At 59.8% G+C, this 26,747-nt stretch carries 25 protein-coding genes and 4 tRNA genes; 11 read left to right on the top strand and 18 right to left on the bottom strand.

Translation table 11 applies throughout. The annotated features are described in order from the left end of the window. Positions 1-147 precede the first annotated feature (147 nt). Positions 148-906 carry a M15 family metallopeptidase gene (locus tag HNR62_RS11640; RefSeq protein ID WP_204796259.1) on the bottom strand — a complete coding sequence of 253 codons (759 nt, stop codon included), beginning with the start codon at positions 904-906 and terminating at the stop codon, positions 148-150. An 84-nt stretch (positions 907-990) separates the two neighbouring features. Then, complete coding sequence (gene yfbV / locus HNR62_RS11635; RefSeq protein ID WP_204796258.1) at positions 991-1,431, bottom strand: terminus macrodomain insulation protein YfbV; 441 nt, start codon at positions 1,429-1,431, stop codon at positions 991-993. 283 nt (positions 1,432-1,714) lie between these two features. On the opposite strand from yfbV, the gene HNR62_RS11630 reads away from it, so the two are divergent. The 4 genes from HNR62_RS11630 to HNR62_RS11615 all read left to right on the top strand — a co-directional run bounded on the left by HNR62_RS11630 (position 1,715) and on the right by HNR62_RS11615 (position 7,054). After that, on the top strand, positions 1,715-2,935 hold the full coding sequence (locus HNR62_RS11630; RefSeq protein WP_204796257.1) for an acetate kinase: 1,221 nt from the start codon (positions 1,715-1,717) through the stop codon (positions 2,933-2,935). A gap of 10 nt (positions 2,936-2,945) precedes the next feature. Beyond that, complete coding sequence (gene pta, locus HNR62_RS11625) at positions 2,946-5,114, top strand: phosphate acetyltransferase (protein WP_204796256.1); 2,169 nt, start codon at positions 2,946-2,948, stop codon at positions 5,112-5,114. A 262-nt stretch (positions 5,115-5,376) separates the two neighbouring features. Next, complete coding sequence (gene tpx, locus HNR62_RS11620) at positions 5,377-5,877, top strand: thiol peroxidase (protein WP_204796255.1); 501 nt, start codon at positions 5,377-5,379, stop codon at positions 5,875-5,877. A 268-nt stretch (positions 5,878-6,145) separates the two neighbouring features. Next, the gene (locus HNR62_RS11615; protein ID WP_204796254.1) at positions 6,146-7,054 is read left to right on the top strand and encodes a TIGR01777 family oxidoreductase; all 909 of its coding nucleotides are present in this window, start codon (positions 6,146-6,148) and stop codon (positions 7,052-7,054) included. A 7-nt stretch (positions 7,055-7,061) separates the two neighbouring features. Here the strand turns inward: HNR62_RS11615 and HNR62_RS11610 are convergent, their stop codons facing one another. Then, positions 7,062-9,488 carry an ABC transporter permease gene (locus HNR62_RS11610; protein WP_204796253.1) on the bottom strand — a complete coding sequence of 809 codons (2,427 nt, stop codon included), beginning with the start codon at positions 9,486-9,488 and terminating at the stop codon, positions 7,062-7,064. Further along, positions 9,481-10,164, bottom strand: coding sequence for an ABC transporter ATP-binding protein (locus HNR62_RS11605; RefSeq protein ID WP_204796252.1), 684 nt, complete (start codon positions 10,162-10,164; stop codon positions 9,481-9,483). The genes HNR62_RS11610 and HNR62_RS11605 overlap by 8 nt, the downstream gene beginning before the upstream one ends. On the opposite strand from HNR62_RS11605, the gene HNR62_RS11600 reads away from it, so the two are divergent. After that, positions 10,163-10,765, top strand: coding sequence for an arylesterase (locus HNR62_RS11600; RefSeq protein ID WP_204796251.1), 603 nt, complete (start codon positions 10,163-10,165; stop codon positions 10,763-10,765). The genes HNR62_RS11605 and HNR62_RS11600 overlap by 2 nt on opposite strands. Before the next feature lie 112 nt (positions 10,766-10,877). Here HNR62_RS11600 and HNR62_RS11595 read toward each other — a convergent pair. The 7 genes from HNR62_RS11595 to HNR62_RS11565 form a co-directional block, all read right to left on the bottom strand. Next, positions 10,878-10,953 (bottom strand) — tRNA-Ala (locus tag HNR62_RS11595). Between the two features lie 20 nt (positions 10,954-10,973). Continuing rightward, positions 10,974-11,049, bottom strand: a tRNA-Ala gene (locus tag HNR62_RS11590). A gap of 35 nt (positions 11,050-11,084) precedes the next feature. Then, positions 11,085-11,160 (bottom strand) — tRNA-Ala (locus tag HNR62_RS11585). Positions 11,161-11,194: 34 nt separating this feature from the next. Further along, a tRNA-Ala gene (locus HNR62_RS11580) sits at positions 11,195-11,270 on the bottom strand. Positions 11,271-11,645: 375 nt separating this feature from the next. Further along, entirely contained in the window at positions 11,646-12,983 is a 1,338-nt protein-coding gene (locus tag HNR62_RS11575; RefSeq protein WP_204796250.1) for a sodium-dependent transporter, read from the bottom strand. A gap of 26 nt (positions 12,984-13,009) precedes the next feature. Next, positions 13,010-14,083 (bottom strand): AI-2E family transporter, encoded by a 1,074-nt coding sequence (locus tag HNR62_RS11570; protein ID WP_204796249.1) that lies wholly within the window; start codon positions 14,081-14,083, stop codon positions 13,010-13,012. Positions 14,084-14,095: 12 nt separating this feature from the next. Then, entirely contained in the window at positions 14,096-14,317 is a 222-nt protein-coding gene (locus HNR62_RS11565; RefSeq protein WP_204796248.1) for a sulfurtransferase TusA family protein, read from the bottom strand. 118 nt (positions 14,318-14,435) lie between these two features. On the opposite strand from HNR62_RS11565, the gene bepA reads away from it, so the two are divergent. Beyond that, the gene (gene bepA, locus HNR62_RS11560; RefSeq protein WP_204796247.1) at positions 14,436-15,878 is read left to right on the top strand and encodes a beta-barrel assembly-enhancing protease; all 1,443 of its coding nucleotides are present in this window, start codon (positions 14,436-14,438) and stop codon (positions 15,876-15,878) included. Between the two features lie 91 nt (positions 15,879-15,969). On the opposite strand, the gene HNR62_RS11555 is transcribed toward bepA, so the two are convergent. Continuing rightward, complete coding sequence (locus tag HNR62_RS11555; protein ID WP_338044106.1) at positions 15,970-16,443, bottom strand: TlpA family protein disulfide reductase; 474 nt, start codon at positions 16,441-16,443, stop codon at positions 15,970-15,972. Between the two features lie 140 nt (positions 16,444-16,583). On the opposite strand from HNR62_RS11555, the gene arsC reads away from it, so the two are divergent. Next, complete coding sequence (gene arsC, locus HNR62_RS11550; RefSeq protein WP_204796245.1) at positions 16,584-16,931, top strand: arsenate reductase (glutaredoxin); 348 nt, start codon at positions 16,584-16,586, stop codon at positions 16,929-16,931. Beyond that, positions 16,931-17,317: a DUF2069 domain-containing protein gene (locus HNR62_RS11545; protein ID WP_204796244.1), complete on the top strand. Its 387-nt coding sequence runs from the start codon at positions 16,931-16,933 to the stop codon at positions 17,315-17,317. Before arsC ends, HNR62_RS11545 begins: the two co-directional genes overlap by 1 nt. A 114-nt stretch (positions 17,318-17,431) precedes the next feature. Here the strand turns inward: HNR62_RS11545 and HNR62_RS11540 are convergent, their stop codons facing one another. The 4 genes from HNR62_RS11540 to HNR62_RS11525 are packed head-to-tail and all read right to left on the bottom strand — an operon-like array spanning position 17,432 to position 20,515. Continuing rightward, a complete protein-coding gene (locus HNR62_RS11540) occupies positions 17,432-18,124 on the bottom strand; it encodes an ABC transporter permease (RefSeq protein WP_204796243.1) in 693 nt (230 codons plus the stop codon). Positions 18,125-18,127: 3 nt separating this feature from the next. Beyond that, complete coding sequence (locus HNR62_RS11535; RefSeq protein WP_204796242.1) at positions 18,128-18,868, bottom strand: ABC transporter permease; 741 nt, start codon at positions 18,866-18,868, stop codon at positions 18,128-18,130. Between the two features lie 48 nt (positions 18,869-18,916). Further along, positions 18,917-19,693 carry an ABC transporter substrate-binding protein gene (locus HNR62_RS11530; protein WP_204796241.1) on the bottom strand — a complete coding sequence of 259 codons (777 nt, stop codon included), beginning with the start codon at positions 19,691-19,693 and terminating at the stop codon, positions 18,917-18,919. A 54-nt stretch (positions 19,694-19,747) separates the two neighbouring features. Next, positions 19,748-20,515 (bottom strand): ABC transporter ATP-binding protein, encoded by a 768-nt coding sequence (locus tag HNR62_RS11525; protein ID WP_204796240.1) that lies wholly within the window; start codon positions 20,513-20,515, stop codon positions 19,748-19,750. 397 nt (positions 20,516-20,912) lie between these two features. Here HNR62_RS11525 and HNR62_RS11520 point away from each other — a divergent pair, with 397 nt between their 5' ends. The 3 genes from HNR62_RS11520 (at position 20,913) to ycaO (ending at position 25,177) form a co-directional block, all read left to right on the top strand. Further along, on the top strand, positions 20,913-21,821 hold the full coding sequence (locus HNR62_RS11520) for a LysO family transporter (protein ID WP_204796239.1): 909 nt from the start codon (positions 20,913-20,915) through the stop codon (positions 21,819-21,821). A 372-nt stretch (positions 21,822-22,193) separates the two neighbouring features. Then, positions 22,194-23,297: an aspartate-semialdehyde dehydrogenase gene (asd, locus tag HNR62_RS11515; RefSeq protein WP_204796266.1), complete on the top strand. Its 1,104-nt coding sequence runs from the start codon at positions 22,194-22,196 to the stop codon at positions 23,295-23,297. A 122-nt stretch (positions 23,298-23,419) separates the two neighbouring features. Continuing rightward, positions 23,420-25,177 (top strand): 30S ribosomal protein S12 methylthiotransferase accessory factor YcaO, encoded by a 1,758-nt coding sequence (gene ycaO / locus HNR62_RS11510; RefSeq protein WP_204796238.1) that lies wholly within the window; start codon positions 23,420-23,422, stop codon positions 25,175-25,177. A 97-nt stretch (positions 25,178-25,274) separates the two neighbouring features. Here the strand turns inward: ycaO and HNR62_RS11505 are convergent, their stop codons facing one another. Beyond that, a complete protein-coding gene (locus HNR62_RS11505; protein WP_204796237.1) occupies positions 25,275-26,009 on the bottom strand; it encodes a DsbA family protein in 735 nt (244 codons plus the stop codon). A gap of 68 nt (positions 26,010-26,077) precedes the next feature. Then, a complete protein-coding gene (locus tag HNR62_RS11500; RefSeq protein WP_239552761.1) occupies positions 26,078-26,701 on the bottom strand; it encodes an energy-coupling factor ABC transporter permease in 624 nt (207 codons plus the stop codon). Between the last annotated feature and the right edge of the window lie 46 nt (positions 26,702-26,747).

Genomic DNA, 26,747 nt, shown 5'->3' with positions numbered 1-26,747 from the left:
ATGGCGCGGTTCCATGGTGTTGCCACCAAGTACCTAGATAACTATCTGGCTTGGCGGCGATTCTTTGAAACTCACACTAACCCGAATGAAAACAGCATCTTATTGGCACAGACACAGTTAACGCATACATAGCCAATCCGATTGGTATTATTGCACCAAGTTCGCCACCTGACGCAACCAGCGCTGCTCCAGCGGCACCAGCGACGCGGCGCCAAACTTTGCCTCGGCGGCGTTGCTGTGCCAGGCCCAGGACTGATTACCGTAGTCGAAATGCCACCATTCGCTGGCCAGATTGGTAAAACCGACATGCGTCATCACGCTGTGCAACAGGCGACGGTTCTCGATGACGTCGGCCTCTCTGGGAGACGGCTTGCCGATGGCCTCGAAGGCGGCGCTGTAGGACCAGGGGCTGATATCGTCAAATTCGGTACCCATGTCGAGCTGATTGCCTTCACCGTCGCACAGGGTGACATCGACAGAGCCACCGGTCAGATGAGGGCTGGGTGCCTCGGGCGAGCTGCTGGGCGGTGCCACGAAATGCCGGGTACGCGCCAGCAACTCGGCCTCACTGTCGCCGGCGTGATGTTCCCGCATGGCTGCAGACAGAGTATTGAACAGATATTGCTGCACCATGAGTGGTCGCCAGCCGTCCAGCACCACCAGCTCAATGCCGGCAGGCAGCAAGCGGGCCGCCTTGTGCAATTGTGCCGAGACCGAGCGACGCACATAACAGTCGCTCAGCGCCCCGGGCACGCCCAGATGGAAATAGGCCGGGTAAACACGCAACGGCGCGGTCACCAATCCCAGCGGCACCAGCGGTTCATCGCTTTCGGCAATGGGTAAGGAATGCAGTTGCGGCCAGTTCGGCTCGGGTTGGGCCAGAATGGCCTGGGACAAGAAATTCATTTGTTTCGCCAAGGGTTGGGGGGGATGGTTCAGACTCGCCAATTACGGCGTTTTTTGCAAGCGGCTGCCCACCCACCGATGAAGTTAAAGATCCCGGATAAAGGACTTGTCCAGTTGCTTGAAGGCCAGACTGAGGGCTTCTCCCAGTTCGAAATAACGAGGCCGGGCTATCGGCTCCTTGATGGGCACGCCGGCGGCGGCGATTTTTGCGTACAGCTGGCGATACCAGTTCACCAGCGTGGGCGGCAGCCGGGTATCGGCCCGCCTGCCCAGCCAGTACAGCCCCTGCACCGGCAGGCTGGCGAGAAACAGTACCGAGGCGACCACACCGGGCCAGTAGCGGGGATCCCCCAACTGAAACTGCACCAGCAGGCTCAGGGTGATCAGGGCCGGCATGGCTTTTATCCCCACACGGGTCGCCGACATCACTCTATATTCCGGAAACAGCGCCGCCAGTTGTCGCTCTTTCGGCCAGACATCGAGGTAGTCGCTGCCTCTGTGCAGGATAGCGGTAAAAGTGCTCATGATACCTCCGGGGCTGGACACCAGTTGGCAGGCCAGTAGCCATTAATGGACCCAGGTCAAAAAAAAGAACGTATGTGCTGTTATTTTACAATACGACAAAGGTATTATCCCACCTACATTGTTACGCTCCGGCGTAGCCGATAGCAGTCAGGGATGGTAAGGGCGTTGTTCCCGATTGAACATACGCTTTACTCTGAAGGATTTAGAGTTGCACCGACATGTATTGCCCGAAACCTTGTTTCGGGCAGAAAATTTGTGATAATCCCTGATGAAAGGTTGATTGATGAATAATAAGCTGGTTCTTGTGCTTAACTGCGGCAGCTCGTCGCTCAAATTCGCTATTCTCGATGCCGAAAGCGGCGCCGAAAAACTCTCCGGTCTGGCCGAATGTTTCTATCTGCCCGAAGCCCGTATCAAGTGGAAACTCGACGGTAACAAGGGCAGTGCCGAGCTGGGCGCCGGTGCCGCCCACCAGCAGGCACTGGACTTTATCGTCGACAAGTTGCTGATGCCAAACCCGGCGCTGATGGCCAATTTATGCGCCGTGGGCCACCGGGTGGTACACGGCGGTGAAAAATTCACCCAATCGGTACTGATTGACGAGTCGGTGATCCAGGGCATCGAAGACTGTGCCAGCCTGGCACCACTGCATAACCCGGCCCACCTGATCGGCATCGCCTCGGCACGCCACTCCTTTCCCGAACTGCCCCAGGTGGCGGTGTTCGATACCGCCTTTCACCAGTCCATGCCCGACTCGGCCTATCTCTATGCCATTCCCTATCACTTGTATCGGGAACACGGCATTCGTCGCTACGGCATGCACGGCACCAGCCATTACTATATCACCCAGGAAACCGCCAAACGACTGGACAAGCCGGTATCCGAGCTGAATATCATCAGCTGCCATCTGGGCAACGGCGCCTCTGTCTGTGCCATCAAGAACGGTGAGTCGGTCGATACCTCCATGGGCCTGACCCCGCTCGAAGGGCTGGTGATGGGGACCCGTAGCGGTGATATCGACCCGGCCATCATCTTCCACCTGCACGATAACCTGGGCTACAGCACCGATCGTATCAATACCATGCTGACCAAGGAGTCCGGCCTGCTGGGTCTGACCGAACAAAGCAGCGACTGCCGCTTCGTCGAAGACAATTATGAGCAACTGCCCGAGGCCAAACGGGCACTGGATATATTCTGTTACCGTCTGGCCAAATATATTGCCGGCTATGGCTGCGCGCTGGATGGCCGCCTCGATGCCATCGTCTTTACCGGCGGCATCGGCGAGAACTCCGGCCTGGTGCGGGAGCTGACGCTGTCAAAACTGAGCCTGCTGGGCGTGAAGCTGGATCCGGAGGCCAACCTGGCCGCCCGTTTCGGCAAGGCCGGGCTCATCACCACCGCCGAGAGCACCCCCGCCTGGGTGATTCCGACCAACGAGGAATGGGTGATCGCCCAGGATGCGCTGGCGCTGTCGTGTGCTCAACCACTTTCAGCCCAACAGTAAGGGAACCAGAATGGCCAGAACCATCATGCTCATCCCCGTCAGCGGCGGTGTCGGGGCCACCTCGGTCAGCCTCGGCATGGTCCGCGCCATGGAGCGTAACGGGGTTAACGTCAGTTTTTTCAAGCCGGTGTCCCAGCCACACCATCGCAGCAAGGTACAGGATCATTCCTCGGCGGTGATCGCCAACGGCTCCAATATCACGCCGCCGGAGCCCTTCGCCCTGAGTTATGCCGAAAGCATGATTTCCAGAGGCAACCTGGACGTGCTGCTGGAAGAAATCGTCGCCCGGTTTGAAAGGCACGTATTGGACAGCAGTGCCGAAGTGGTGGTGGTGGAAGGACTGATCCCCACCGATAAACAGCCCTTTGCCAACCGCATCAATTACGATGTGGCCAAGGCGCTGGATGCAGATATGGTGTTCATCACCCAGCCCGGCAACGACAACAGCCAGCAGTTGAAAGAGCGCATCGAGCTGGCCTGCGCCAGCTTCGGCGGCATGCTCAACAAGCGTATCATCGGCTGCATCATCAACAAGGTCGGCGCTCCCATGGATGAGCAGGGCAATACCCGCCCCGATCTGACCGAGATGTTCAACCCCAGCAGCAAAAGTGTGCATTACATCCCCAATCTGGAGATATTGCAGGTCTTCGGCAAGACACCGCTGCGCATTCTCGGCTGCGTCCCCTGGAATGCCCAGCTGGTATCACCGAGGGCGGTGGATCTGGCACGCCACCTGGATGCCACCATCATCAACGAAGGTAAGCTCCACAGCCGCCGGTTGCAGAGTGTTACCTTCTGCGCCCGCGCCCTGCACAACATGGTGCAGCACTTCAGGCCCGGCAGTCTGCTGGTGGCCTCGGGCGATCGCTCGGACGTGATCGTCTCGGTCTGCCTGGCCGCGATGAACGGGGTCAAGATCGGCGCCCTGCTGCTCACTGGCGGCTATCATCCCGAGCCACAGATCATGGATCTGTGCCAGCGGGCCATCGAAACCGGGCTGCCGATACTGATGGTCAATACCAATACCTGGCAGACCGCCGTCAGCCTGCAGCACTTCAACCTGGAAATACCGGTGGACGATCGGGGTCGCATCGAGCGGGTGCAGGATTACATGGCCAGCCATATCGACAAGCACTGGATAGAATCCCTCAGCGCCAAGTCGACCCGCAGTCGTCGTCTGAGCCCGCCGGCGTTCCGCTATCAGCTGACCGAACTGGCCCGTCGCGCCGCCAAACGCGTGGTGCTGCCGGAAGGGGAAGAGCCGCGCACCATCAAGGCCGCCGTCATCTGTGCCGAACGGGGCATTGCCCGGCCGGTCCTGCTCGGCAACAGAGAAGAGATACTGCGCGTCGCCGCCCAGCAGGGCGTGGCGCTGGATGAGCGGGTAGACATCGTCGACCCGGTTCAGGTACGGGAACACTATGTGGAGCGGCTGGTGGAGCTGCGCAAGGCCAAGGGCATCACGGAAGTGGTGGCCCGGGAGCAGCTGGAAGACAATGTGGTGCTCGGCACCATGATGCTGGAGCGCGACGAAGTCGATGGCCTGGTATCCGGCGCCATCAATACCACCGCCAACACCATACGCCCACCGCTGCAGATCATCAAAACCGCGCCCGGCTCGTCGCTGGTGTCGTCGGTGTTCTTCATGCTGCTGCCGGATCAGGTGCTGGTATACGGAGATTGCGCCATCAACCCGGATCCCACCGCCGAGCAGCTGGCGGAAATCGCCATTCAGTCGGCCGAATCGGCCCTGGCCTTCGGCATAGAGCCGCGGGTGGCGATGATTTCCTACTCCACCGGTACTTCCGGTACCGGCGCCGATGTGGACAAGGTGCGTGAAGCTACTCGTCTTGCCCAGGAGAAACGCCCGGATCTGGTGATCGACGGCCCGCTGCAATACGACGCGGCCATCATGGAGAACGTGGCCAAGTCCAAGGCGCCCAACTCGCCGGTGGCGGGCAAGGCGACCGTGTTCATCTTCCCGGATCTGAACACCGGCAACACCACCTACAAGGCGGTACAGCGCTCGGCCCAACTGGTGTCCATCGGCCCCATGCTGCAGGGCATGCGCAAGCCGGTGAACGACCTGTCGCGTGGCGCCCTGGTCGACGACATCGTCTACACCATCGCCCTTACCGCCATTCAGTCCGCCCAGCTGTCGGAGAAGGCCAGGGTCTGAGGCTTGCCGCCGTTCAATATGGGTCATCCCCGCGAAGGCGGAGAACCCTTAAACAGGACACTGGATTCCCGCCTCTGCGGGAATGACAACAGCCAGTCCTGACATTCTGTCCGCCTCTCGTACCTGGTGTATTCACGGTCGCTGAGAGGCGGCTTTTTTTTGCTCGGTTCAAAGATGGCTACCCCCCGCCGCCCCAAAATAAAAATCTTTTCCTTATCATGAAAACTGGTAACTTAACTCTTTTCACACAAGGAGATAAACCATGTCTGCAGTGACTTTTCAGGGTAATTCCGTCGCCGTTTCCGGTCAGTTCCCTCAGGCCGGCCAGTCCGCACCCGATTTCACCCTGACCGGTGCCGATCTCAATGATATCCGTCTGGCTGATTTCAAGGGCCAGAAACTGCTGCTCAACATCTTCCCCAGCGTAGATACCGGCGTTTGTGCGACCAGCGTACGCACCTTCAACGAGAAAGCCGCCGCCCTGAGCAACACCAAGGTTCTGTGTGTGTCCATGGATCTGCCCTTCGCATTCGGCCGTTTCTGCGCAGCCGAAGGCATCGAAAATGTACAGGCTGCATCCGCCTTCCGTCACAGCGAATTCCTGAATGCCTACGGCGTGGCCCTGAGCGATGGCGCCCTGCGTGGCCTGGCTGCCCGTGCCGTGGTGTGCATCGATGAGCAAGGTAAAGTGGTTTACGGCGAACGCGTTGCCGAACTGACTGACGAACCGGCCTACGACGCCGCCATAGCAGCGCTGTCCTGATCCTGCCGGATCCCTGCCCGATCTGTTTTTTGATTTAATATCAACAGACTAGCGATACTGTCCGGGGTAATCTACAGACTTACTCACAGTTTATGTGGATAACCCCGGCTTTTTTTCTGCCTTTTTTCCCCTCGCCATCCCCCCTCCCGGTGCCGTATATCTGTAAGTCTCTGTTATTCTGATGGTGTATTATCGATCAAGACAGCATCGGATCTGGCTGGTATCACCTGGCTACCCGATATCAACCTGGCTGAAAGAGGGAAGATGCATGAATATACTGCTTACCGGTGGTACCGGCTTTATCGGCCATCGCCTGATGAGCCACCTGCGGCCTCATCATCAGGTGACCGTGTTGAGCCGTACGCCGAACAAGGTCTATCTGCGCCTGGGCCACGACATCAAGGCCCTGTCTTCTCTCGACCAGCTGGACAACCTCGATGATTTTGATGCGGTGATCAACCTGGCCGGTGAGCCCATCGCCGACAAGCGCTGGTCCCCGGCTCAGAAAGAGCGGATTTGCCAGAGCCGCTGGCAAATTACCCAACAGCTGGTCGACAAACTCAAGGCCGGTCAGCAGCCTCCCAAGGTGCTGATCAGCGGCTCGGCGGTTGGCTTTTACGGCCGCCAGGACGATGCCCTGGTAGATGAAGACTCCCGCCCGCATGAGGAATTCAGCCATCAAGTCTGTGCCCAGTGGGAACAACTGGCCCAGGCAGCCGAAAGTGAGCAGACCCGGGTGTGTCGTATTCGACTCGGCGTGGTACTGGGCGCCGAAGGCGGCGCCTTGAAGAAAATGCTGCCCGGTTACCGGCTTGGCCTCGGTGGCCCCATCGGCTCCGGCAAGCAGTACATGTCCTGGATCCACATCGAGGATGTGGTGAATCTGATCCTGTTCCTGCTGGAGCATGAGGAATGTAACGGCCCCTTCAATGCCACCGCCCCCGAGCCTATCACCAACGAACATTTCAGCCACAACCTGGCCCGGGTGCTGGGCAAGCCGCACTTTGCCCGCGTTCCCGCCTGGGCGATGCGGCTGCTGTTCGGAGAAATGGCCGAACTGCTGCTGACCGGCCAGCGGGTGATGCCGGTGCGGCTACAGCAGGCCGGATTTCACTTCCGTTATCCCACGCTCGACAAGGCACTGAAAGAAACCCTGTGCACGCCTCAAAGCCGCTAACACCGGCTCATCCCCACTGCCGCAGTGGTCCCATCAGGGTAGCGCGGGTGATGCCACCGGCGCGACCGGTGAACAGCAGCAGCGCGGCGCCAAGCAGCGGTAATCCCAGCCAGATTTGCGGGTGCGGCTGCCATGGCAGGCCCAGCCACCAGGGCAAGAGCACCGCCACACACAACTCCACCGCCAGCGCCGCCGCCAGTCCCGACACCAGGCCGGCCGCCAGCCATTCCCAGCGCAGTGACGCCACTATCAGCCGCTCGCCCGCGCCCAGGGTGCGCAACAGCACCAGCTCGCGCCGGCGGCTTTCCAGGGTGGTTTCCATCTGGGCAAGCAGCACCAGCAGGCTGGCACCGGTCACCAGCGCCATGAGCACCAGCAGCGCCTGACTGACCTGGGCCAGCACTTGTCGCAATTGTGCCAGCAAGGCGTCCACATCCAGCAGGGTGACGGTGGGAAAGGCCCGGATCAGGGAAACGTCAACCGCCTTCTGCTCTGGCGGCAGATAGAAACTGGCCAGCCAGGTGGCCGGATAATCCTCCAGCACATCGGGGCTGAAAATCAGATAGAAGTTGGGCTTCATGCTGTCCCAGTCCACCTCGCGCAGGCTCCGCACTTCGGCCGACACCGATTGACCGGCCAGATCCAGCGTCAGCCGATCGCCAAGGCCGATCCCCAGCCGTTCCGCCAGCCCCGATTCGACCGAGACGCTACCCGGCTGCAGTGTCCAGTCCCCCAGCAGAATGCGGTTACCCTGCGGCAGCTGCTTGCTGTAGGTCAGGTTCAGCTCACGCCCCATACCTCCCCCCCGATTGCTGTCTACATCTGTCACCGTCTGCCTGTCGTTGATGGCGCTCAGGCGACCGCGCACTACGGGATAAAACTGCGAGCTGTCGAGCCCGGCCAGCCCCAGTCTCTGGCGCAGCGGATCCAGCTCGTGGGCAGCGATGTTGATCAGGAAGCGGTTGGGGGTATCCGGCGGCAACCGGGCCAGAAAGCCGTCCGTCAGCTCGCCGCGTACCACCCACAGCAGGGTGCCGAGAAACAGCGCCAGCGCCACCCCGCCAAACTGCACCAGGGTGGTCAGGCGCGCCCGTTGCAAGCGGCCCAGCGCCAGCCGAAAACCGATGCTGCCACGCCGACGCCGGGCCAGCGCCAGCATCAGCCAGCACAGGCCGCCCAGCAGGCTCATCAGAGCAGTCAGTCCCAGCAGCAGTCCCATGGCCAGCCCCGCATCACCGGCAAACAGCCAGCTCAGTACGAAGGTGCCCGTGAGCAGGATGCCGGCGCTCCACCAGGGCGAGATCCGGATTTCGGCCTCGGAACGCAACACCCGCAACGGCGGCACCCCGAGCAGCCGCCCCATGGGCACCACCGACAGCATCAGGGTGGTCAGCACCGCCAGACCCGCCGCCACGGCAAAGGGCGTGAGCGAGGGCGGCGGCAGGGGCATCGCCAGCGCCTCGCCCAGGCTCAGCAGAATCAGCTTGTGCAGGCCGTAACCGACGAGACCGCCCAGTACGGCACCCAGCAGCAGCAGGGTCAGCAACAGGCGACTCAGCCAGCCAATCAGCTGACGACGCCCCGCGCCCAGGGTTTTCAGCAGCGCAATCCGATCCTGCTCACGCCGGGAGAAGTAGCCCAGGGCAATGGCCATGGCCAGAATGCCGAGCAGCACCCCGGTGAGCGAGGCCAGCCGGAAAAACTGCTCGGCCCGGGTAAGAGAGCGGGCAACCGGAGTATCCGCATCATTCGGACCGCGCCATTGCTGACCGGCCTGTAGCCGCGGCCGCAACCAGTCGGCATAGGCCCTCAGCTGTGCCTCGCCCCCCTTGAACAGGTAGCGATAGCGCACCCGACTGCCTTCCATCAGCACCCCGGTGGCGGCCAGGTCATCCAGGTGAATCATGGCCCTCGGCGCCAGTAGCATAGGCGAAAAGCCCTCATCCGGCTCCCTGACCAGCTCGCCGGCCACCTCCAGCTCGGTATTGCCCAGCTCCAGCCGATCCCCCGGCGTCAGCTGCAACAGCGCCAGCAACCGGGCCGACAGCCAGATGGTGCCAGGCCGTACCCTGCCTGCCGGTGCCAGCGCCAGCTCGCCATAGAAGGGAAAGGCATCATCCACCGCCCGCACGCTGGCCAATTGCAGCTCATCGCCGGCAAAGAGCACGCTCTGAAACGACTGGGTACGGGACACCGCCAGCCCCCGCCGCTCGGCCTCGATCAGCCAGGCGGGATCGGCGGCACGACTGCCGGACAGGATACGGTCGGCGGCAATGTAGTCCCGGCCCGACACCTTGAGCGCCTGATCCAGTCTATCCGCCACCAGGGTCACGCTGAGCATGCTGGCAACACTGAGTGCCAGCGCCAATATGAAGAGTCGTAGCGGCCCACGCCCCGCCTCGCGCCAAATCAGTCCCAGACCCAGGCTACGCATGCTGCTCCTCCAGACGACCGGCGGTCATCAGCAGCCGCCGCTCGCAGCGGCTCGCCAGCGCCTCGTCGTGGGTCACCATCAGCAGGGTAGTGCCGTGTTTACGGTTCAACTCGAACAGCAGCTCGATGATCTGGGCCCCGGTATGATGATCCAGGTTGCCGGTAGGCTCGTCCGCCAGCAGTATATCCGGCCGAGTCATGAAGGCCCGGGCGATGGCCACCCGCTGCTGCTCGCCGCCGGACAGCTGGCCGGGAAAATGCCGCAGTCGTGCGTTCAACCCCACCTGCTCCAGCAGTTCCCGGGCCCTTTGTTCGCCATCGTCGCGGCCCTGCAATTCGGCAGGCAGCATGACGTTTTCCAGCGCGGTCAGGGTGGGCAGCAGCAGGAAGGACTGAAACACGAAGCCGATATGATGGCCCCGCAGCCGGGCGCGCTGCTCTTCGTCCAGGGCAGACAACGACTGACCACTGATTTCGATCTCGCCTTCGGTGGCGCTGTCCAGTCCGGCCAGCAGCCCGAGCAGGGTCGACTTGCCGGAGCCGGACGCCCCCACCAGGGCCACGCTCTGGCCGGGCTTGACTTCCAGCCCTATCCCCTCAAGGATGGTGAGTGATTCGTCGCCCAAAAGCACCCTGTGGGTCAGCCCGGCCACCTTGATAATCGGAGAAGTCGTCATGCCTCGTATCCTTCTGCTGATACTGCTGTTGGTGTCATCTGTTACCCATGCTAACACCGTCCTTATTCTCGGCGACAGCCTCAGTGCCGGTTATCGCATGAGCGCCGAACAGGCCTGGCCTCGCCTGCTGGCGGCGCAATGGCGGGCGGAAGGCCGCAAGGTAGAGGTGGTGAACGCCAGCGTCAGCGGCGACACCACCCAGGGCGGGCTGCAACGGCTGCCGCCCCTGCTCGAACGCCATCAACCCTGCCTGGTGGTGCTGGAGCTGGGCGGCAACGACGGCCTGCGTGGTCTGCCGCCGCCGCTTATCGAGCGTAACCTGAAGGCGTTGATCCAGCTGGCGGACAAGGCCGGCGCCAGGGTGGTGCTGACCGATATCCGGCTCCCCCCCAATTATGGTCGCCGTTACCTGCAACAGTTTGAGCCCATCTTCGGCAAGCTGGCCGAAGCGCATCGGCTCCCCCTGTTACCGTTTTTTGTGTCTCCGCTGATCGGTGAAAACGGCATGATGATGGACGACGGTATTCATCCCACCGCCAGCGCCCAGCCGCTGATCGCTCGACAGGTGCACGAGTTTCTCACCCCCTACCTGGAACATTAACCGAGAGAGCAGGTGTCGGGGTAGCACAAAAAATCAGTGGCTGAAAGGCGGGCATGAGAAACAGAAAAGCCGCTGCATTTCTGCAGCGGCTTTTCTTGATTCCACAAATAAGTGGTGGAGCTACGCGGGATCGAACCGCGGACCTCTTGCATGCCATGCAAGCGCTCTCCCAGCTGAGCTATAGCCCCGAATTCGGGTCAGATTGTTTTGGTGGAGCTACGCGGGATCGAACCGCGGACCTCTTGCATGCCATGCAAGCGCTCTCCCAGCTGAGCTATAGCCCCATAACAATGCTGTTTTACTGGTGTTCTCTGCCATTTGGTGGAGCTACGCGGGATCGAACCGCGGACCTCTTGCATGCCATGCAAGCGCTCTCCCAGCTGAGCTATAGCCCCATTTGGCAGATATTTCTTTTTAAATTGCGATAAGTGGTGGAGCTACGCGGGATCGAACCGCGGACCTCTTGCATGCCATGCAAGCGCTCTCCCAGCTGAGCTATAGCCCCGCTTATCTTTCTTCCCGGACCCTGTCCGTTCAGACGAGGCGCATAATAGGCAGGGTGCCTTTTAGTGTCAACAGGAAAATAAAAAAAGCCGTCCAACCAGTCGTTTTTTAACCGCACTGATGAGATTACCACCAACTCGAGCCGCAAGCTGTACAGTATGCTTTACTGAGTTCCGGGATTCGGGATTCGGGATTCGTAAAATCGTCACTCCGGCGCAGGCCGGAGTCCATCGCATGATCTGCCACGCCAATAAACAATATACGAGTCTGCACAATGGATTCCTGCCTTCGCAGGAATGACATCTGCGGACTCGGGGCATCAACCCCGAGCTCCGGTTTTATTCCCCAGTCCCAAGTCCCTGATCCCGGAACCAACTCACCAGCTGGAGCCGATCACCAACAGCACCAGCAGCGGGCATACAATACGCACATACCAGGGCCAGATGCGCCAGAAGGTGCTGCCCGCCAGTTCGGGCGAGCCCTGCACCAGCTCTTCAAACAGCTTGGCCCGGCCCCACATCCAGCCGCCCAGCACGCAGAAGCCCAGGCCGACCAGCGGTTGAATATTCTGGGTCGACAGCCGGATCACCAAGCCGAAAAGGGCACCGAAATTCAGGCAGATGACCACGCTGAACAGCGCCAGGGCACCGCCCAGCAGCCAGGTCATCAGCGGGCGCGGCGCCTTGAAGCGTTCGATGCTGTAAGACACCGGCACTTCCAGCATGGAAATGGACGAGGTCAGCGCCGCTATGCCCATCAGCACGAAGAACACCAGCGCCATCAGCAGCCCTATCGGCCCCATGGTATCGAACAGCGCCGGCAGCACCACAAACACCAGGGTATCGGAACTGAGCAGGCTGCCGTCTTCCGCGAAAATGGTGACGCCGTTGTTCATGGCCACAAACATCGCCGGCAGTATCACCAGTCCCGCCAGAAAGGCCACGCCGGTGTCGAGCAGCGTCACCTGAAAGGCGGTGCGAGGAATATTTTCCTGCTTGTTCAGATAGGAGCCGTACATCAGCATGGAGCAACCGCCGATGGTCAGCGAGAAAAAAGCCTGGCCCATGGCGCTGATCAGCAGCTCCGGCTCCAGCACCTTGCTGAAGTCCGGCACCAGGTAGTGCTTCAGCCCGGTCATGGCGCCGTCTTGCGTCAGTATGTAGAAGAACAGCAGCAGGAACAGCACAAACAGCGCCGGCATCAGCCGCGCCGACCAGCGCTCTATGCCCCGTCGTACCCCGGCCTGCACCACCAGAATGGTGATCAGATAGAATACCAGGGTCCAGACGATGTTGCGCCCCAGCCCGAAGGCCTGCAGCCATTCGGTGGCGGCATCCCAACCCAGAAGGCGGGTCACCGCCGCCGCCAGAAAGGCCAGCAGCCAGCCGGCGACGATGGCGTAAAAGGACAGCACCAGGCTCGGCACCAGCATGCCCGCATAGCCGACCAGCGAGGCCAGGGCCTTTTGCCGCGGCGTGCGACCCAGCTGGCGTACCGAGTCCACCGGGTTGGCCTGGCCGTAACGGCCGATGGCCACCTCCATGACCAGCATCGGAAAGGCCAGCAGCATCACCAGCACCAGATAGGCCAACAGAAAGGCGCCACCGCCGTTGCTGGCCGCCTGGGTCGGAAAGCCCCAAATGTTACCCAGCCCGACGGCCGCCCCGGCGGCGGCCATGATAAAGCCGAAGCGCGAGCCAAAGTGTTCTCTCACTGTCTTTTCCTTATATTTCTATTTCATCAAGGGGTTATGTTTGCCGGTAGCTCATCCTGCCTGGGCCAGGCATTGATGACCGCCTTGACCAGGGTGGCCAGGGGAATGGCAAAGAACACGCCCCAGAAACCCCAGAGACCGCCGAACACCAGCACTGCCACGATAATGGCGATGGGATGCAGGTTGACCGCCTCCGAAAACAGGATTGGCACCAGCACGTTGCCATCCAGCGCCTGAATGATGCCGTAGGCGATAATCAGATAGAAGAAGGGCGGCGTAAAGCCCCACTGAAACAGCCCCACCATGGCCACCGGCACCGTGGCCGCCGCCGCCCCTATATAGGGGATCAGCACCGAGAAACCGACCAGCACCGCCAGCAACAGCGGATAGCGCAAGTCCAGCAGGATAAAGGTCAGGTAACTGACGCTCCCCACGATCAGGATTTCGATCACCTTGCCACGCACATAGTTTGCTATCTGCACGTTCATTTCATGCCACACCCGCGATACCAGTTCCCGGTTGCGCGGCAGAAAGCGGCTGGCACTGTGCATCAGCAGACGCTTGTCTTTCAGCATGAAGAACACCAGCACCGACACCAGGATCAGATACACCATCAGCACGGCGGCATTGGTCAGCGAGCTCAGCGACACACTGAGAATGGCGTCTGCCGACCCCAGCAGGCGAGCGCGCAGATCGTCCAGCACGCTTTGCACCAGGGTCACGTCCACCAACTCCGGATACCGCTCCGGCAGGGTCAGCAGCAGCTCCTGCGAACGACTGATCATGGTCGGTATTTCACGGGCCAGGTTGGCGGTCTGCGACAAAAAGCTCGGTACTATGCTGACCAACGACAGCACCACCAGGATGGCAAACAGCAGTTGCACCACGGAAGCCGCCAGCCATCGACTCAGGCCCAGCCGTTCCATCCGGCTGACCGGCCAGTCCAGCAGATAGGCAACCACCACGGCGGCGAAAAAGGGCGCCAATATGTGGCCCAGAAAATACATCACCACAAAACCGAACAGCAGGCTCAGAAACAACGCAACGGCACCCGGGTCGGAAAACCGCTGTTGATACCAGTGCTTGAGAATATCCAGCATGTAATAACTTCCTTATGGTGCCTTGGTAATCATCAATATCAGCATGTCGCCATCGTCGGCCACTACCTCAATCGGGTGGCCCATGCGCGACACATAGGCGGGAATATCCTGACGAGAGCCCGTGTCTCTCAGTAACAGCCGTAACTGCTGCCCGGCCTCGGCCGCTTTCAGCCAGAGCTTGACCTTGAGCAACGGCAGCGGACAGCGCCAGGCACTTGCATCCAGTATCTTCACCGCACCTCCGCCCAAAAAGAAAGGCATTATCCCTTTGTTATCGCTACCAAACAATGCTTGTTCCCCCTTATTGGGACGAGTATTCTGCTGGCAGGGCACCATCAACAAGGTAACTAGAATGGGTTTTCATGCCGCCAGGCTGGCGCTGGCTTTTTCTCTGCTGACACTGGCGCCGCTGCAGGCCGCCAACAGTCTGCCCGATATCGGCACCGCCGGGGTCAGCGCCATGTCGGTGGAGCGGGAAGCCCGCTTTGGCCAGGCCTTTACCCGCTTTGCCCGGGCCAATCAGCCGGTGATCGACGACCCCGTGCTTAACGAATACATTACCGATCTCGGCCTCAAGCTCCTGTCCCAGGCCGACTCGGTCCGGTTTCCGTTCCGCTTTCTGCTGATCCGTGACGACAGCATCAACGCCAGCGCCTTTCTCGGGGGCGTGCTGCAGCTACATACCGGCTTGTTCCTGTATGCGGAAAACGAAAGCGAGCTGGCCTCGGTCATCGCACACGAAATCACCCACGTTACCCAGCGCCATATCGCCCGTTATCTGGAGTCCCAGTCGCGCAGCACCCCGCTGACCATCGCCGGACTGGTGGGCTCGGTGGCGCTGGCGGTGGTCAATCCACAGGCGGGCATGGCGGCCCTGCAGACCACGCTGGGCCTTAAGATGCAGTCGGCCATCAACTATACCCGGGACAACGAATTCGAGGCGGATCGCATCGGCCTGCGTCTGCTCTATAACGCCGGCTTCGATCCCAATGCCATGGCCGGTTTTTTTCAGAAGCTGGCCGACAAGTATCAGTTTGCCAGCGCGCCGCCGCCCATGCTGCTGACTCACCCTTTGCCCACCAGTCGCATCGCCGAAGCCCGCAGCCGGGCCCAGGATTACCCGGCCAAACGCTATCCGGCCAGCCTGGAGTTTCAACTGGCCAAGGCCAGAATCATGGTCCGCTTTCAGCAAACCGGCGCCGGTGACCTGCACCGTTTCTTCGAGCAGGCCGCCCTGGAGGGCGACGACTGGCAGGCCGATGCCGCCCGTTATGGTCAGGCCTTGGCACTGCTGCAGATCCATGAATACGACAAGGCGCGTCCCCTGCTCGAAGCCCTGGCCAGCCGGCACGCCAACAACATCTTCATGCTCGATGCCCTGACCGATCTGGATAATGCCCAGGACCGCTTCGACAGTGCCATTGCCCGCTTGCAACGCGCCCGGCAACAGCTGCCCGACAATCAGGTAGTCATGATCAACCTGGCCGACAGCCTGTTGCAGGCGGGCCGCCACCGGGAGGCCGCCACCCTGCTCGACCATCATCTGCGCCGTCATCCGGAAAACCTGCTGTTCTGGGAGCTGATTGCCCAGGCCTACCGGCCACTGAGTGACGAGTCGGCCTTCCGCCAGGCCCAGGCCGAAGTGGCGGCCCTCAAGGGCCGTTACGATCTGGCAGTGGATCAGATGGAAATTGCCGCCAACCTGTCGAAGGACGCCATGCAGCGCGCCCGCCTCGGCGCCCGGCTGGAACAACTGCGCCAGCAGCAGAAAGACTGGGATGCGTTGAGAAACTAACTGACAACCCCTGTGAGGGGTGAAGGGTGAAGGGTGAGGGGTGAAAAGTGAAAGGTGAGGAATTTGCCCCTCACGCTTTACTCCTCACATCTCACAAGCCCTCGTTTTTGGGCCAATACTGCGCCTGCCAGCGGGCCAGATCTTCCGCTTTCAGTTCGCCCTGGTGGCTGTCCACCAGCTTGCCGCTGGGGTTGATCACCATGGTGGTCGGCAGTGCTTGTGGCGCGTCGAACGGCCAGGGCCCTTCCAGGCTGGCGGCCACCGGCATCGTCATCCGATAGTCCGTTTTCAGGCGCGCCAGCTCGGCGGGAGACAAGGCATCGAAGCTCACCGCCAGCACTTCCGGTCCCTTGCCTTCATTCAACGCATTCAGCTCATGCAATTCATTCAATAAGGGCATTTCCCGCAGACAGGGGGCGCACCATTCGGCGAAATAGTTCACCACCAGCCACCGGCCTCGATAATCACTCAGCTCACGACGTTCACCATCCGATAAGGTCAGGGTTGCCGGTTCTCCGCACCCCGCCAACGAGGTCGCCAACAACGTCGTCGTCAAACACGACACCGCCAAAAACAAAGCCTGCTTCCTGCCCATATGCTGTACCCTCCACACCAGCTTTTATACAATCACCGAATTATCCACTCGAACTATCCACTCGAGCTATCACAAGTACCATGCCGGCTGCATCGCCACAGGAGTTTAGAATGAGTCTACGCATCTATCATAATCCCCGCTGCTCCAAAAGCCGGGAAACCCTCGCCCTGCTGGAGCAGAAAGGCCTGCAGCCCGAGATTATCAAATATCTCGACACACCACCCGATGCAAGTCAACTCAAGACCCTGCTGGCACAGCTGGGCATGAACTCGGCCCGGGAACTGATGCGTACCAGGGAAGAAGAATACAAGCGTCTCGGTCTGGCCGAGGTGCATGACGAAGACGCCCTTGTCGCCGCCATGGTGGCACATCCCAGGCTGATCGAGCGTCCCATTGTGGTTAACAACAACCAAGCTGCCCTGGGTCGTCCGCCCGAGCAGGTGCTGGACATTCTGTAATGAACATCAAACTGGCACGTCTGCTGGCACTGACCGGCTACTTTGGCCTGATCATCTGGGTCGTCCTCTGGCACAGCCTGATATCCCCGCACCCCGATCTGAGCATCGGCTTCATGCTGGTGATCTGGCTGCCCTGGCTGTTTATTCCCATGAAGGGCATGCTCAAGGGCAATCCCTATACCCATGCCTGGGCGGTTTACCTGCTGATGCCGTATTTTCTGCACTCGGCCACCCTGCTGTGGGTGGATGAAGGCGAACGCTGGCTGGCGGGGGTCGAACTGGTGCTGGCCAGCACCATGTTCATCGGCAATACCTACTACGCCAAGCTGCGCGGTCGCGAGCTGGGGTTGAGTATTCGCAACAAAAAAGAGAACACAAAGCCGTAAGCGGTAAGCTGTCAGCCGTAAGAAAAGAAAAAAACCGAGTCTGCACAGGCTCGGTTTTTTCTTTAGGGTCTGTTTTTATCTTTGGCTGATCGTTGATAGCTGCTCTTAACGCAGTCAGTTCGTTCTGGGCTGCAGATGCCGGGACCAGCGGTTTTCCAGCCGTCTAAAGCCCCAGACCAGCAGGAAAGTCAGGCACATATACACCAGGCCCGCCGCCAGAAAGGCCTCGAAGGGCGAGTAGTAGCGCGAGTTGACGATGCGCGCCGCGCCGGTGAGGTCCACTATGGTGATCACCCCGGCCACCGCCGAGCCGTGCAGCATGAAAATCACCTCGTTACTGTAGGCCGGCAGGGCCCGGCGAAACGAGTTGGGCAGTATGATCCGCCGCAGTGTCGTCATTCGGCTCATGCCATAGGCGTAGGCCGCCTCTATCTGCCCCCTGGGCATGGTATTGATCGAGCCTCGAATAATTTCGGCGGTATAGGCGCCGGTATTGAGGGTGAAGGCCAGAATGGCACAGAACCAGGCCTGACTGAACAGCTCCCAGGCAACCGACTCCCGCAACCAGACCCACTGCCCGGCCCCGTAATAGATCAGAAACAGCTGAACCAGCAGCGGCGTGCCGCGAAAGAAGTAGATATAAGCCCAGGCCGGCCCCTTGAGCAGCCAGTTGGCACTGTTGCGCAATATGCCCAGCGGCACCGCTATCAGCAGCCCGAGCAACAGCGAGATGACCACCAGAAACAGGGTGGTATAAAGCCCCTGCCAGTAGACGGGCCATTCATTGATAATGGTTGAAAAGTCCATTTATTACCTCGTCTGAATGGCGTAGTGACGTTCCGCCCATTTGAGCAGAGAGGTAGACAGGGTGGTAAACAGCAGGAAGATCACCGCCACCGCCATGTAAAAGGTAAAGGGCAACTGGGTGGCGCCGGCCGCCAGCGAGGCCTTGCGCACCATGTCGTCCAGACCGATGATCGAGACCAGCGCCGTGGTCTTGAGCAGTACCAGCCAGTTATTACCCAGCCCCGGCAGGGCGTGACGCATCATCTGCGGAAACAGGATGCGCCGAAACACCAGGAAGGAATTCATGCCATAGGCACGGGCCGCTTCCAGCTCGCCCTTGTCCACCGCCAGCATGGCACCGCGAAACGTTTCGGTCATGTAGGCGCCGAAGATAAAGCCGATGGTGACGATTCCGGCCATGAAGGGGCTGATTTCCACATAGTCGGGTACATAGCTGACCCACTCGTGGGCGGGATCGCCGCCGCCTATCCAGTCGTTCAGCGTCTGGTTGAGCGAATAGAGTGAGTTATTGAGCAATACCTGACCGCCGAAGAAGATCAGCATCATCAGCACCAGATCGGGAATGCCCCGTATCACTGTGGTGTAGCCGGTGGCGAGCCAGCGGGCAGGTTTGAATGAGGAGAGTTTGGCCAGTGCCCCCAGCAATCCCAGGGTCACCGCCAGCAGTAATGATAACAGGGCCACCTGTATGGTGACGCCCGCCCCTTCCATCAGGGCACCTTCGTATCCTTTCAGATCCAGCATAACGATGTCCTATCATACCGGCCCCGGTACGGGGCCGGTAACCGCTGATTAACCGCCGTAAATGTCGTATTCGAAGTACTTGTTGTTCACTTCTTCGTATTTTCCGTTTTCACGCAGATCCTGGATGGCCTGGTTCAGCATGTTTTTCAGCTTCTGATCCTGCTTGCGTACCGCAATACCGAAACCTTCGCCGAACCATTGCTCATCGGTGACCGAGGGGCCGACAAACTCGAACTGATCGCCGCCGTCCTTGTTCAGCAGCCCTTCTTCGATGGCGGTGGCATCCAGAAACACATAGTCGATACGGCCGGACTTCAGATCCAGGTAGGCCTCATCGGCGTTACCGTAACGTACCAGCGAAACATCTCTGCCGAAGTTATCGGTCAGGTACTTGTCGTGGGTAGTGGCGATCTGTACCCCCACCTTCTTGCCCTTGAGGCCTTCCTTGCTCAGGTCGAGCGCCGTGCCCTTTCTGGTCACGAACTTGTTCGGCACCAATGCGTATTTGCCGGTGAAGTCCACGGTGCGCTTGCGCTCTTCGGTGATCGACATGGCGGCGATAATGGCGTCGTATTTACGGGCCAGCAACGCCGGTATGATGCCGTCCCAGTCCTGGGCCACCAGCTCGCACTTCACCTGCATCTGCTCGCACAGGGCATGGGCCATATCCACGTCGAAGCCCTGCAGCTCGCCGTTTTCATCGGTCCAGGAAAACGGAGGGTAAGCCCCCTCGATACCAAAACGTACGGTTTTCCATTCCTTGGCCTGAACCGCGCCTGCCGCCAGGGTGGCCATGATGGCGCCCGCAACCAACCATTTTTTCATAGTATTACTCCTTGTATGACGCCTTGCGTATCGGTCACTTATATCGCGCCGACCTCAATAGGACGACGATATAAACTGCTTGAATCGCTCCGAGTTCGGGTTGGCAAACAGCTGTTTCGGGTCGCCCTGCTCTTCCACCAGCCCCTGATGCAGAAATATCAGCTTGTTGGAGACTTCCCGGGCAAAACTCATTTCGTGGGTCACCACCAGCATGGTCCGGCCTTCTTCCGCCAGGCCCCGCATCACGCCCAGTACCTCGCCGACCAGTTCGGGATCCAGTGCCGAGGTGGGTTCATCGAACAGCATCACCTCGGGGTCGACCGCCAGCGCCCGGGCGATGGCTGCCCGCTGCTGCTGACCGCCGGACAGATGGCCGGGATAATATTCCCGCCGTTCATAGAGCCCGACTTTGTGCAGCAGCGCCTCGGCCTTTTCGATGGCCTCTTTCTTCGGCACCTTGAGCACATGCACCGGCACCTCTATGATGTTCTCCAATATAGTCATGTGGGACCATAAGTTGAAACTCTGGAACACCATGGCCAGCCGGGAACGGATGCGCTCTACCTGGCGCACGCTGACCGGCTCACGCTCGCCGGCCTTGTTGGTACGCATCTCTATCAACTCGCCATGCAGCCGCACTTCACCGGCCGACGGGATTTCCAGCAGATTGATACAGCGTAACAAGGTGGACTTACCGGATCCGGAAGAACCGATAATGGAGATAACGTCGCCGTTGTCGGCCTTTAAATCGATGCCTTTCAGCACTTCCAGGGAGCCGTAGTGTTTGTGCAGTCCCGACACTTCCAGGGCAGCTTTGCTCATCCGTTAGACCCTTGTTCCCGATGCCGACAAGGCGGCATAGTTGCATTCATGGTTAACAACTTGTTAACCGTCGTAAGGAAAACTACCACCTGCTTACGGCAATAACAACAGAACCCCCTTCCCAACGCCCTGCCGATTGGTTTTTTATACAGAATAAAACCCCATCAGCAGCATAATACTATGCAAAAATATCGAATAAATTATCAACACCGAGCTTTTCCACTGCCTTGTCTGTCGCCGGCCGAGTCGGCGATACCGATAGGGATCCCGGCCCTGCCCCGAACTTGCCACCGCACATATTTCGGCTTTTTTTTCCATTTTGGCTCACGTATCCTGTCTTCAATGGAATATGGCGGTTAAAAAACCAGCCCAATCGCTTAATTGGAAGATAAACTCTATGTACTCCGGCTTGCTTATCGTGTTGTTGCCCCTGGCGCTGGGCTATTGCATCCCCTGCCGTTCCCAGTCGATCCTGCATGTTATCAATGTGTCGGTGGCCCGCATGGTCTACCTGATCCTGTTTCTGATGGGGATAAGCCTGGCCTTCGTCGACAAGCTGAGCGCTCATCTGGGTACCATTTTTACCGTCTGCCTGACCTTTCTCGCCTGCATCACCCTGGCCAACCTCATCGGCCTCTGGCTGCTGGATATGCGCCGGGGCCGGGTCCGCGGCGAGCGGGGCGCGCCCGTTATCAGCAAATGGTCCCTGTTGCTGGACTCGGTCAGGCTCTGTCTGGTGATACTGGCCGGGGTACTGTCGGGGCAGTTGCTCGACCCCGACTGGCTGGCGGTCGATACCCTGAGCGAGTGGGCCCTGATGCTGCTGTTGCTGCTGATCGGCATACAACTGCGCAATTCCGGCATGAAGCTCCGGCAGATATTGCTCAACCCCTGGGGCCTGAGCATAGCACTGGTGGTCATGGTCACTTCCTGGGGCGGCGGCCTCGCCGGTGCCTGGCTGCTGAACATGCCCCTGAACCACGGCCTGGCCTTTTCATCCGGCTATGGCTGGTATTCGCTGTCGGGCATTCTGATCAGCGATCAGCTGGGCCCGGTCATGGGCAGCGCCGCCTTCCTCAACGATCTGGCCCGGGAGCTGGTCGCCATCATGATGATTCCGGCGCTGATGCGCCGACATCCGTCCTGCGCCATCGGCTACGGCGGCGCCACCGCCATGGACTTTACCCTGCCGGTCCTGCAGCGCGCCGGCGGGGTGGCCATAGTGCCGCTCGCCATCGTCTCCGGCTTTATTCTGAGCCTGGCCGCGCCGGTTTTCATCCTCGCCTTTCTGTCTCTCGGCGGCTGAACCTTTGTAATGTCTTATTACCCTTTATTTCTTGCACCTTTCGGCTCAATCAGTATGGTGAATAGGGTCTGTTGACCTTTCGAGATGATTTTTGCAGCAGTTTGTGGGGCCTTGATACAAGGCAGCGCTTATGCCATGTAGTCACTCTACATAAATAAGCGATAACGCAGCAGCAAGACCCCACAAGCGCTGCCCTGCGGGTTCGGCTAAACGCGTTTTTCTCTTTGTTGAGAGGGCTTTGCTTAGAATGACTAGGCTACACCCCTCTCGCCGCGATAAAAACGCGTTTAACTCGAACAAAATTTAACCTCGAAAGGTCAACAGACCCTAGGGTATTTTATTTATTTACTTCCAAGGGAAGGACATTTGATGATGAAAACGGTAGGTCTGGTCGGTTGGCGCGGTATGGTGGGCTCGGTATTGATGAGCCGCATGGTGGAAGAAGGCGATTTTTCCCGCATTAAACCGGTCTTTTTCACCACTTCCCAGGCGGGTCAGCCTGCTCCCGACTTCGGCACCGATGCCGGTACCCTGCAGAATGCCTATGACATCGATGCCCTGAAGGCGCTGGATGTGGTACTGACCTGTCAGGGCGGCGACTACACCAAGGAAGTCTACCCCAAGCTGCGCGCCGCCGGCTGGAACGGCTACTGGATCGACGCCGCTTCCGCCCTGCGCATGGACGATGAAGCGCTGATCGTGCTGGACCCGGTCAACGGCAAGCAGATCCAGCAGGCGCTGGACAAGGGTGCCAAGACCTTCGTCGGCGGCAACTGTACCGTCAGCCTGATGCTGATGGCACTGGGCGGTCTGTTCGAACAGGATCTGGTCGAATGGGTGGCGGTGTCCACCTATCAGGCGGCCTCCGGCGGCGGCGCCCGTCACATGCGCGAGCTGGTAACACAGATGGGCATGCTGCGTGACGAAGTGGCCGACGAGCTGGCCGATCCGGCTTCCGCCATTCTCGAACTGGAACGCAAGGTCACCGAGAAGACCCGCAGTGGCGACCTGCCGGTCGACAACTTCGGCGTACCGCTGGCCGGCAGCCTGATCCCCTGGATCGACTCCCAGCTGGAAAACGGTCAGAGCCGCGAAGAGTGGAAAGGCCAGGCCGAAACCAACAAAATCCTCGGCATAGAGCAGGCCATTCCGGTCGATGGCCTCTGCGTGCGTGTCGGTGCCCTGCGCTGCCACAGCCAGTCGTTTACCATCAAGCTGAAGCAGGACATCTCCATCCCCGCGGTCGAGAAACTGCTGGCCAGCCACAACGACTGGGTCAAGGTGGTTCCCAACGACCGTCAGCTGTCGATGGAAGAACTGACTCCCGCCGCCGTAACCGGCACCCTGACCGTACCGGTCGGCCGTCTGCGCAAGCTGAACATGGGCCCGCAATATCTGTCTGCCTTCTCGGTCGGCGACCAGCTGCTGTGGGGTGCCGCCGAGCCCCTGCGCCGCATGCTGCACCTGCTGCCGTAAGCGTCATAGCCTGATGTCATAAGCCCGCCACACCCGGCGGGCTTTTTCGTTTCCACTTGTTCAATTTCTGCGCTCGGGTTAGGATCTGCCCCCTTTTTGCCGATCACCCCCAAGGACTCCCCATGAAAACCTTTATCCCCAGCAAAGACGCCGCGCTAGAGGATTCCATCAGCTATTTTCAGCAGCAGCTGAGCACCCTGGGCTTCGATATCGAGGAAGCCTCCTGGCTGAATCCGGTACCCAATGTGTGGTCGGTACATATTCGCGACAAAGACTGCCCCCTGTGCTTCACCAACGGCAAGGGCGCCAGCAAAAAAGCGGCCTTGGCCTCGGCTTTGGGTGAATACTTCGAGCGTCTGGCCACCAACTACTTCTTCGCCGACTTCTACCTGGGTCAGGACATCGCCAACGGCGACTTCGTGCATTACCCCAACGAAAAGTGGTTTGCACTGCCGGCCGACAACAGCCTGCCCGCCGGTGTACTCGACGACTATACCCGCGGCTTCTACGATCCGGACGGCGAGCTGACCGCCGACATGCTGATCGACTTGCAGTCCGGCAACGAAGAACGCGGCATCTGCGCCCTGCCCTTCGAGCGCCAGGGTGACAACCAGACCGTGTATATTCCGATGAACATAGTGGGCAACCTCTATGTCTCCAACGGCATGAGTGCCGGCAACACCCGCACCGAAGCCCGCACCCAGGGCCTGTCCGAGGTGTTCGAGCGCCATATCAAGAACCGCATCATCAGTGAGCGCATCAGCCTGCCGACCATTCCCGCCGAGGTGATGGCCCGCTACCCGCATATCCAGGCGCCCATAGCGGCGCTGGAGGCGGAAGGTTTCCCCATTCACGCCTTCGATGCCTCTCTGGGCGGCGAATACCCGGTGATCTGCGTGGTGCTGTTCAACCCGACCAACAGCACCTGTTTTGCCTCTTTCGGCGCTCATCCGCGCTTCGAGGTGGCGCTGGAGCGTACCGTGACCGAGCTGCTGCAGGGCCGCAGCCTGAAGGATCTGGACGTGTTCGTGCCGCCGTCTTTCGAAGATGACGAAATTGCGGATCACCACAACCTGGAAACCCACTTCATCGATTCTTCCGGCCTGATCAGCTGGGACATGTTCAAGGATGAGGCCGATTATGAATTTGCCGACTGGGACTTCAGCGGCAGCTCGGAGCAGGAATTCAATCACCTGATGGCCATCTTCAACCAGCTGGAGCAGCCGGTGTACATCGCCGACTACGAGCACCTGGGGGTGTATGCCTGTCGTATTCTGGTGCCCGGCATGTCCGATATCTACCCGGTCGAGGATTTGCAACTGGCCAACAACAGCATGGGCGCCGGCCTGCGCGCCACCCTGCTCAGCCTGCCGGCCAGCGATGCGGACGCCGAGCAGCTGATGGGCCTGTACGAACTGCTGGAAGAAGAAGGACTGGACGACTTTACCCGGGTGCGCGAGCTGATCGGCATAGCACCGAACAAGGGCACCGCCTGGCATACCCTGCGGGTGGGCGAGCTAAAATGCATGCTGGCACTGGCCGCCGGTGAGCAGGAAACGGCCCTGGAATATGCCGACTGGACCCTGAGCTTCAATGCCTCCGTGTTCAGCGACGAGCGCCACCGTTACTATCGCTGCCTGAAAGCCGCACTGGAGCTGCATCTGTCGGAAGATCGCGAGCCGGCGCAGTATCGTACCGCCTTCGAGAGCATGTTCGGTGCCGACACCGTCGAGCAGGTGTGGCAGCAGCTCGACGGCCACGCCCGTTTCCACGGCCTGACCCTGGCCGACGAAAGCCTCAAGGACTTTGCCGCCCACCAGGCACTGCTGGCCACCTACGAGAAGCTGCAAAAAGCCAAACGCGCCGCCAGCTGGAAGTAAAGTTCGGGGAATGGGGAATGGGGAATGGGGAATGGGGAATGGGGAATGGGGAATGGGGAATAGTACTCCCCAATCCCCAATCCCTAATCCCTAATCTCTACGATTTCTGATCTTTCAGGATATCCTTGAGGCCGGCGGCGTCGATGGCGCCCGGGATCAGGGTACCGTCGGGGAACACCAGTGCCGGCGTACCGTTCAGGCCCAGGCTGCGGAACAGGCTCAGGTTCTGGCTCAGCTTGTCGGCAATGTCCTTGCTGTCGGCTTTTTTCTGCAGTGTCTTGGCATCCAGTCCGGCCTTGTCGGCAATGGTAGACAGGGCGGCGGTCTGCACCCGCTGCTGGCTCATCAGTGCCTGATGCAGCTCTTCATACTGGCGGGGTGCCTCCTGGGCGGCAGCCAGTGCCAGGCGCGCCGCCTGCACCGAGTCGGGCCCCAGAATGCCGATATCCTTGACGATCACCTTCAGCTCGGGTTCGCTCTCGAACACCTCGTTCAGCGTCTGGTTCAGGCGACGGCAATAGGGGCAGTTATAGTCGGTGAAATACACCATCTCGATCTTGCCCCTGGGGTTGCCCATGACGCCATCGGTATGGTTGGCGAACAACTGGGCCGATTGCTGCTTCAGCTGGTCGGCAAACTGCTGCTGCTGTGCCAGCTTATCTTTTTCTTCCAGCTTGATGATGGCTTCCCGCAGTATCTCCGGCTGCTCCAGCAGGGTTTCGCGCACCAGTTTCTGGAATTCCTCCCGGCTCATGTCTGCCTGTGCCGGGATGGCGGTCAACAGGCCCAGCGCCAGTATGGGGGCCAGGGGGTTCAATATTCGAGGGTTCATCGGCTTCTCACTTCAGGCTAGGTTATGGGGGCAGACTACCAGAGGGTTACGAGCATCAGAAGAGCCCCCTACTTGTTAATCAGATAGTCACGGTCGAAAAAGGTGCGCATCCACCGGGGTTTGAACACCACCAACAGGGTGATGGCCATGCCGTTGAGCAGGGCCTCGGGAAACAGCAGCAAGGGAAGTATGCCGACGTAGTTATCCATTACCACTGGCCAGCTGTATTGCCCGGACCACAGCATATAACCGGCAAAAAGCAGGGTTTTGGCCGCGATGGTCAAGGCTGCATTGAAGAAGCCGGCGACAAATATATAGACGAACAGGTGCCGGGTGAGATAGCTGTAGGTCAGCAGAAACACGAAATAACTGAACGACAGCGGCACTATCACTCCCAGCAGCAGATTGACACCGACATCCGGCCAGGGCTCGAACCCGAACAGGGTGATCAGCAGCAGGCTCAGGGTGCCCATCAGGACGCCCATACGCCATCCCAGCATCAGCGCCAGTGTGGTCAGGCCGAGAAAATGCACCTCCAGCCCCTCCTTGACGCCGGCCTGCAACATCCACAGCGGCACCAGGGCGATGGCGGCGCCAAAACTCAAGTGCTGACGGGTCTTGTCCGCCAGCCAGGCCCGCCAGTCAAGGTTCCAGGCGGCAAGTAACAGCACCAGCATGCTCGGTAAAATCAAAGGCAGACTCCTTTCCGGATCCGGGTATAACAGCGGCAGAACCGTA

It is taken from the genome of Oceanisphaera litoralis (assembly GCF_016907015.1).
Classification (GTDB): Bacteria; Pseudomonadota; Gammaproteobacteria; order Enterobacterales; family Aeromonadaceae; genus Oceanimonas; species Oceanimonas litoralis.
Note: the sequence above shows the minus strand (reverse complement) of the source record. Positions and strands in the feature narration are given on the sequence as shown.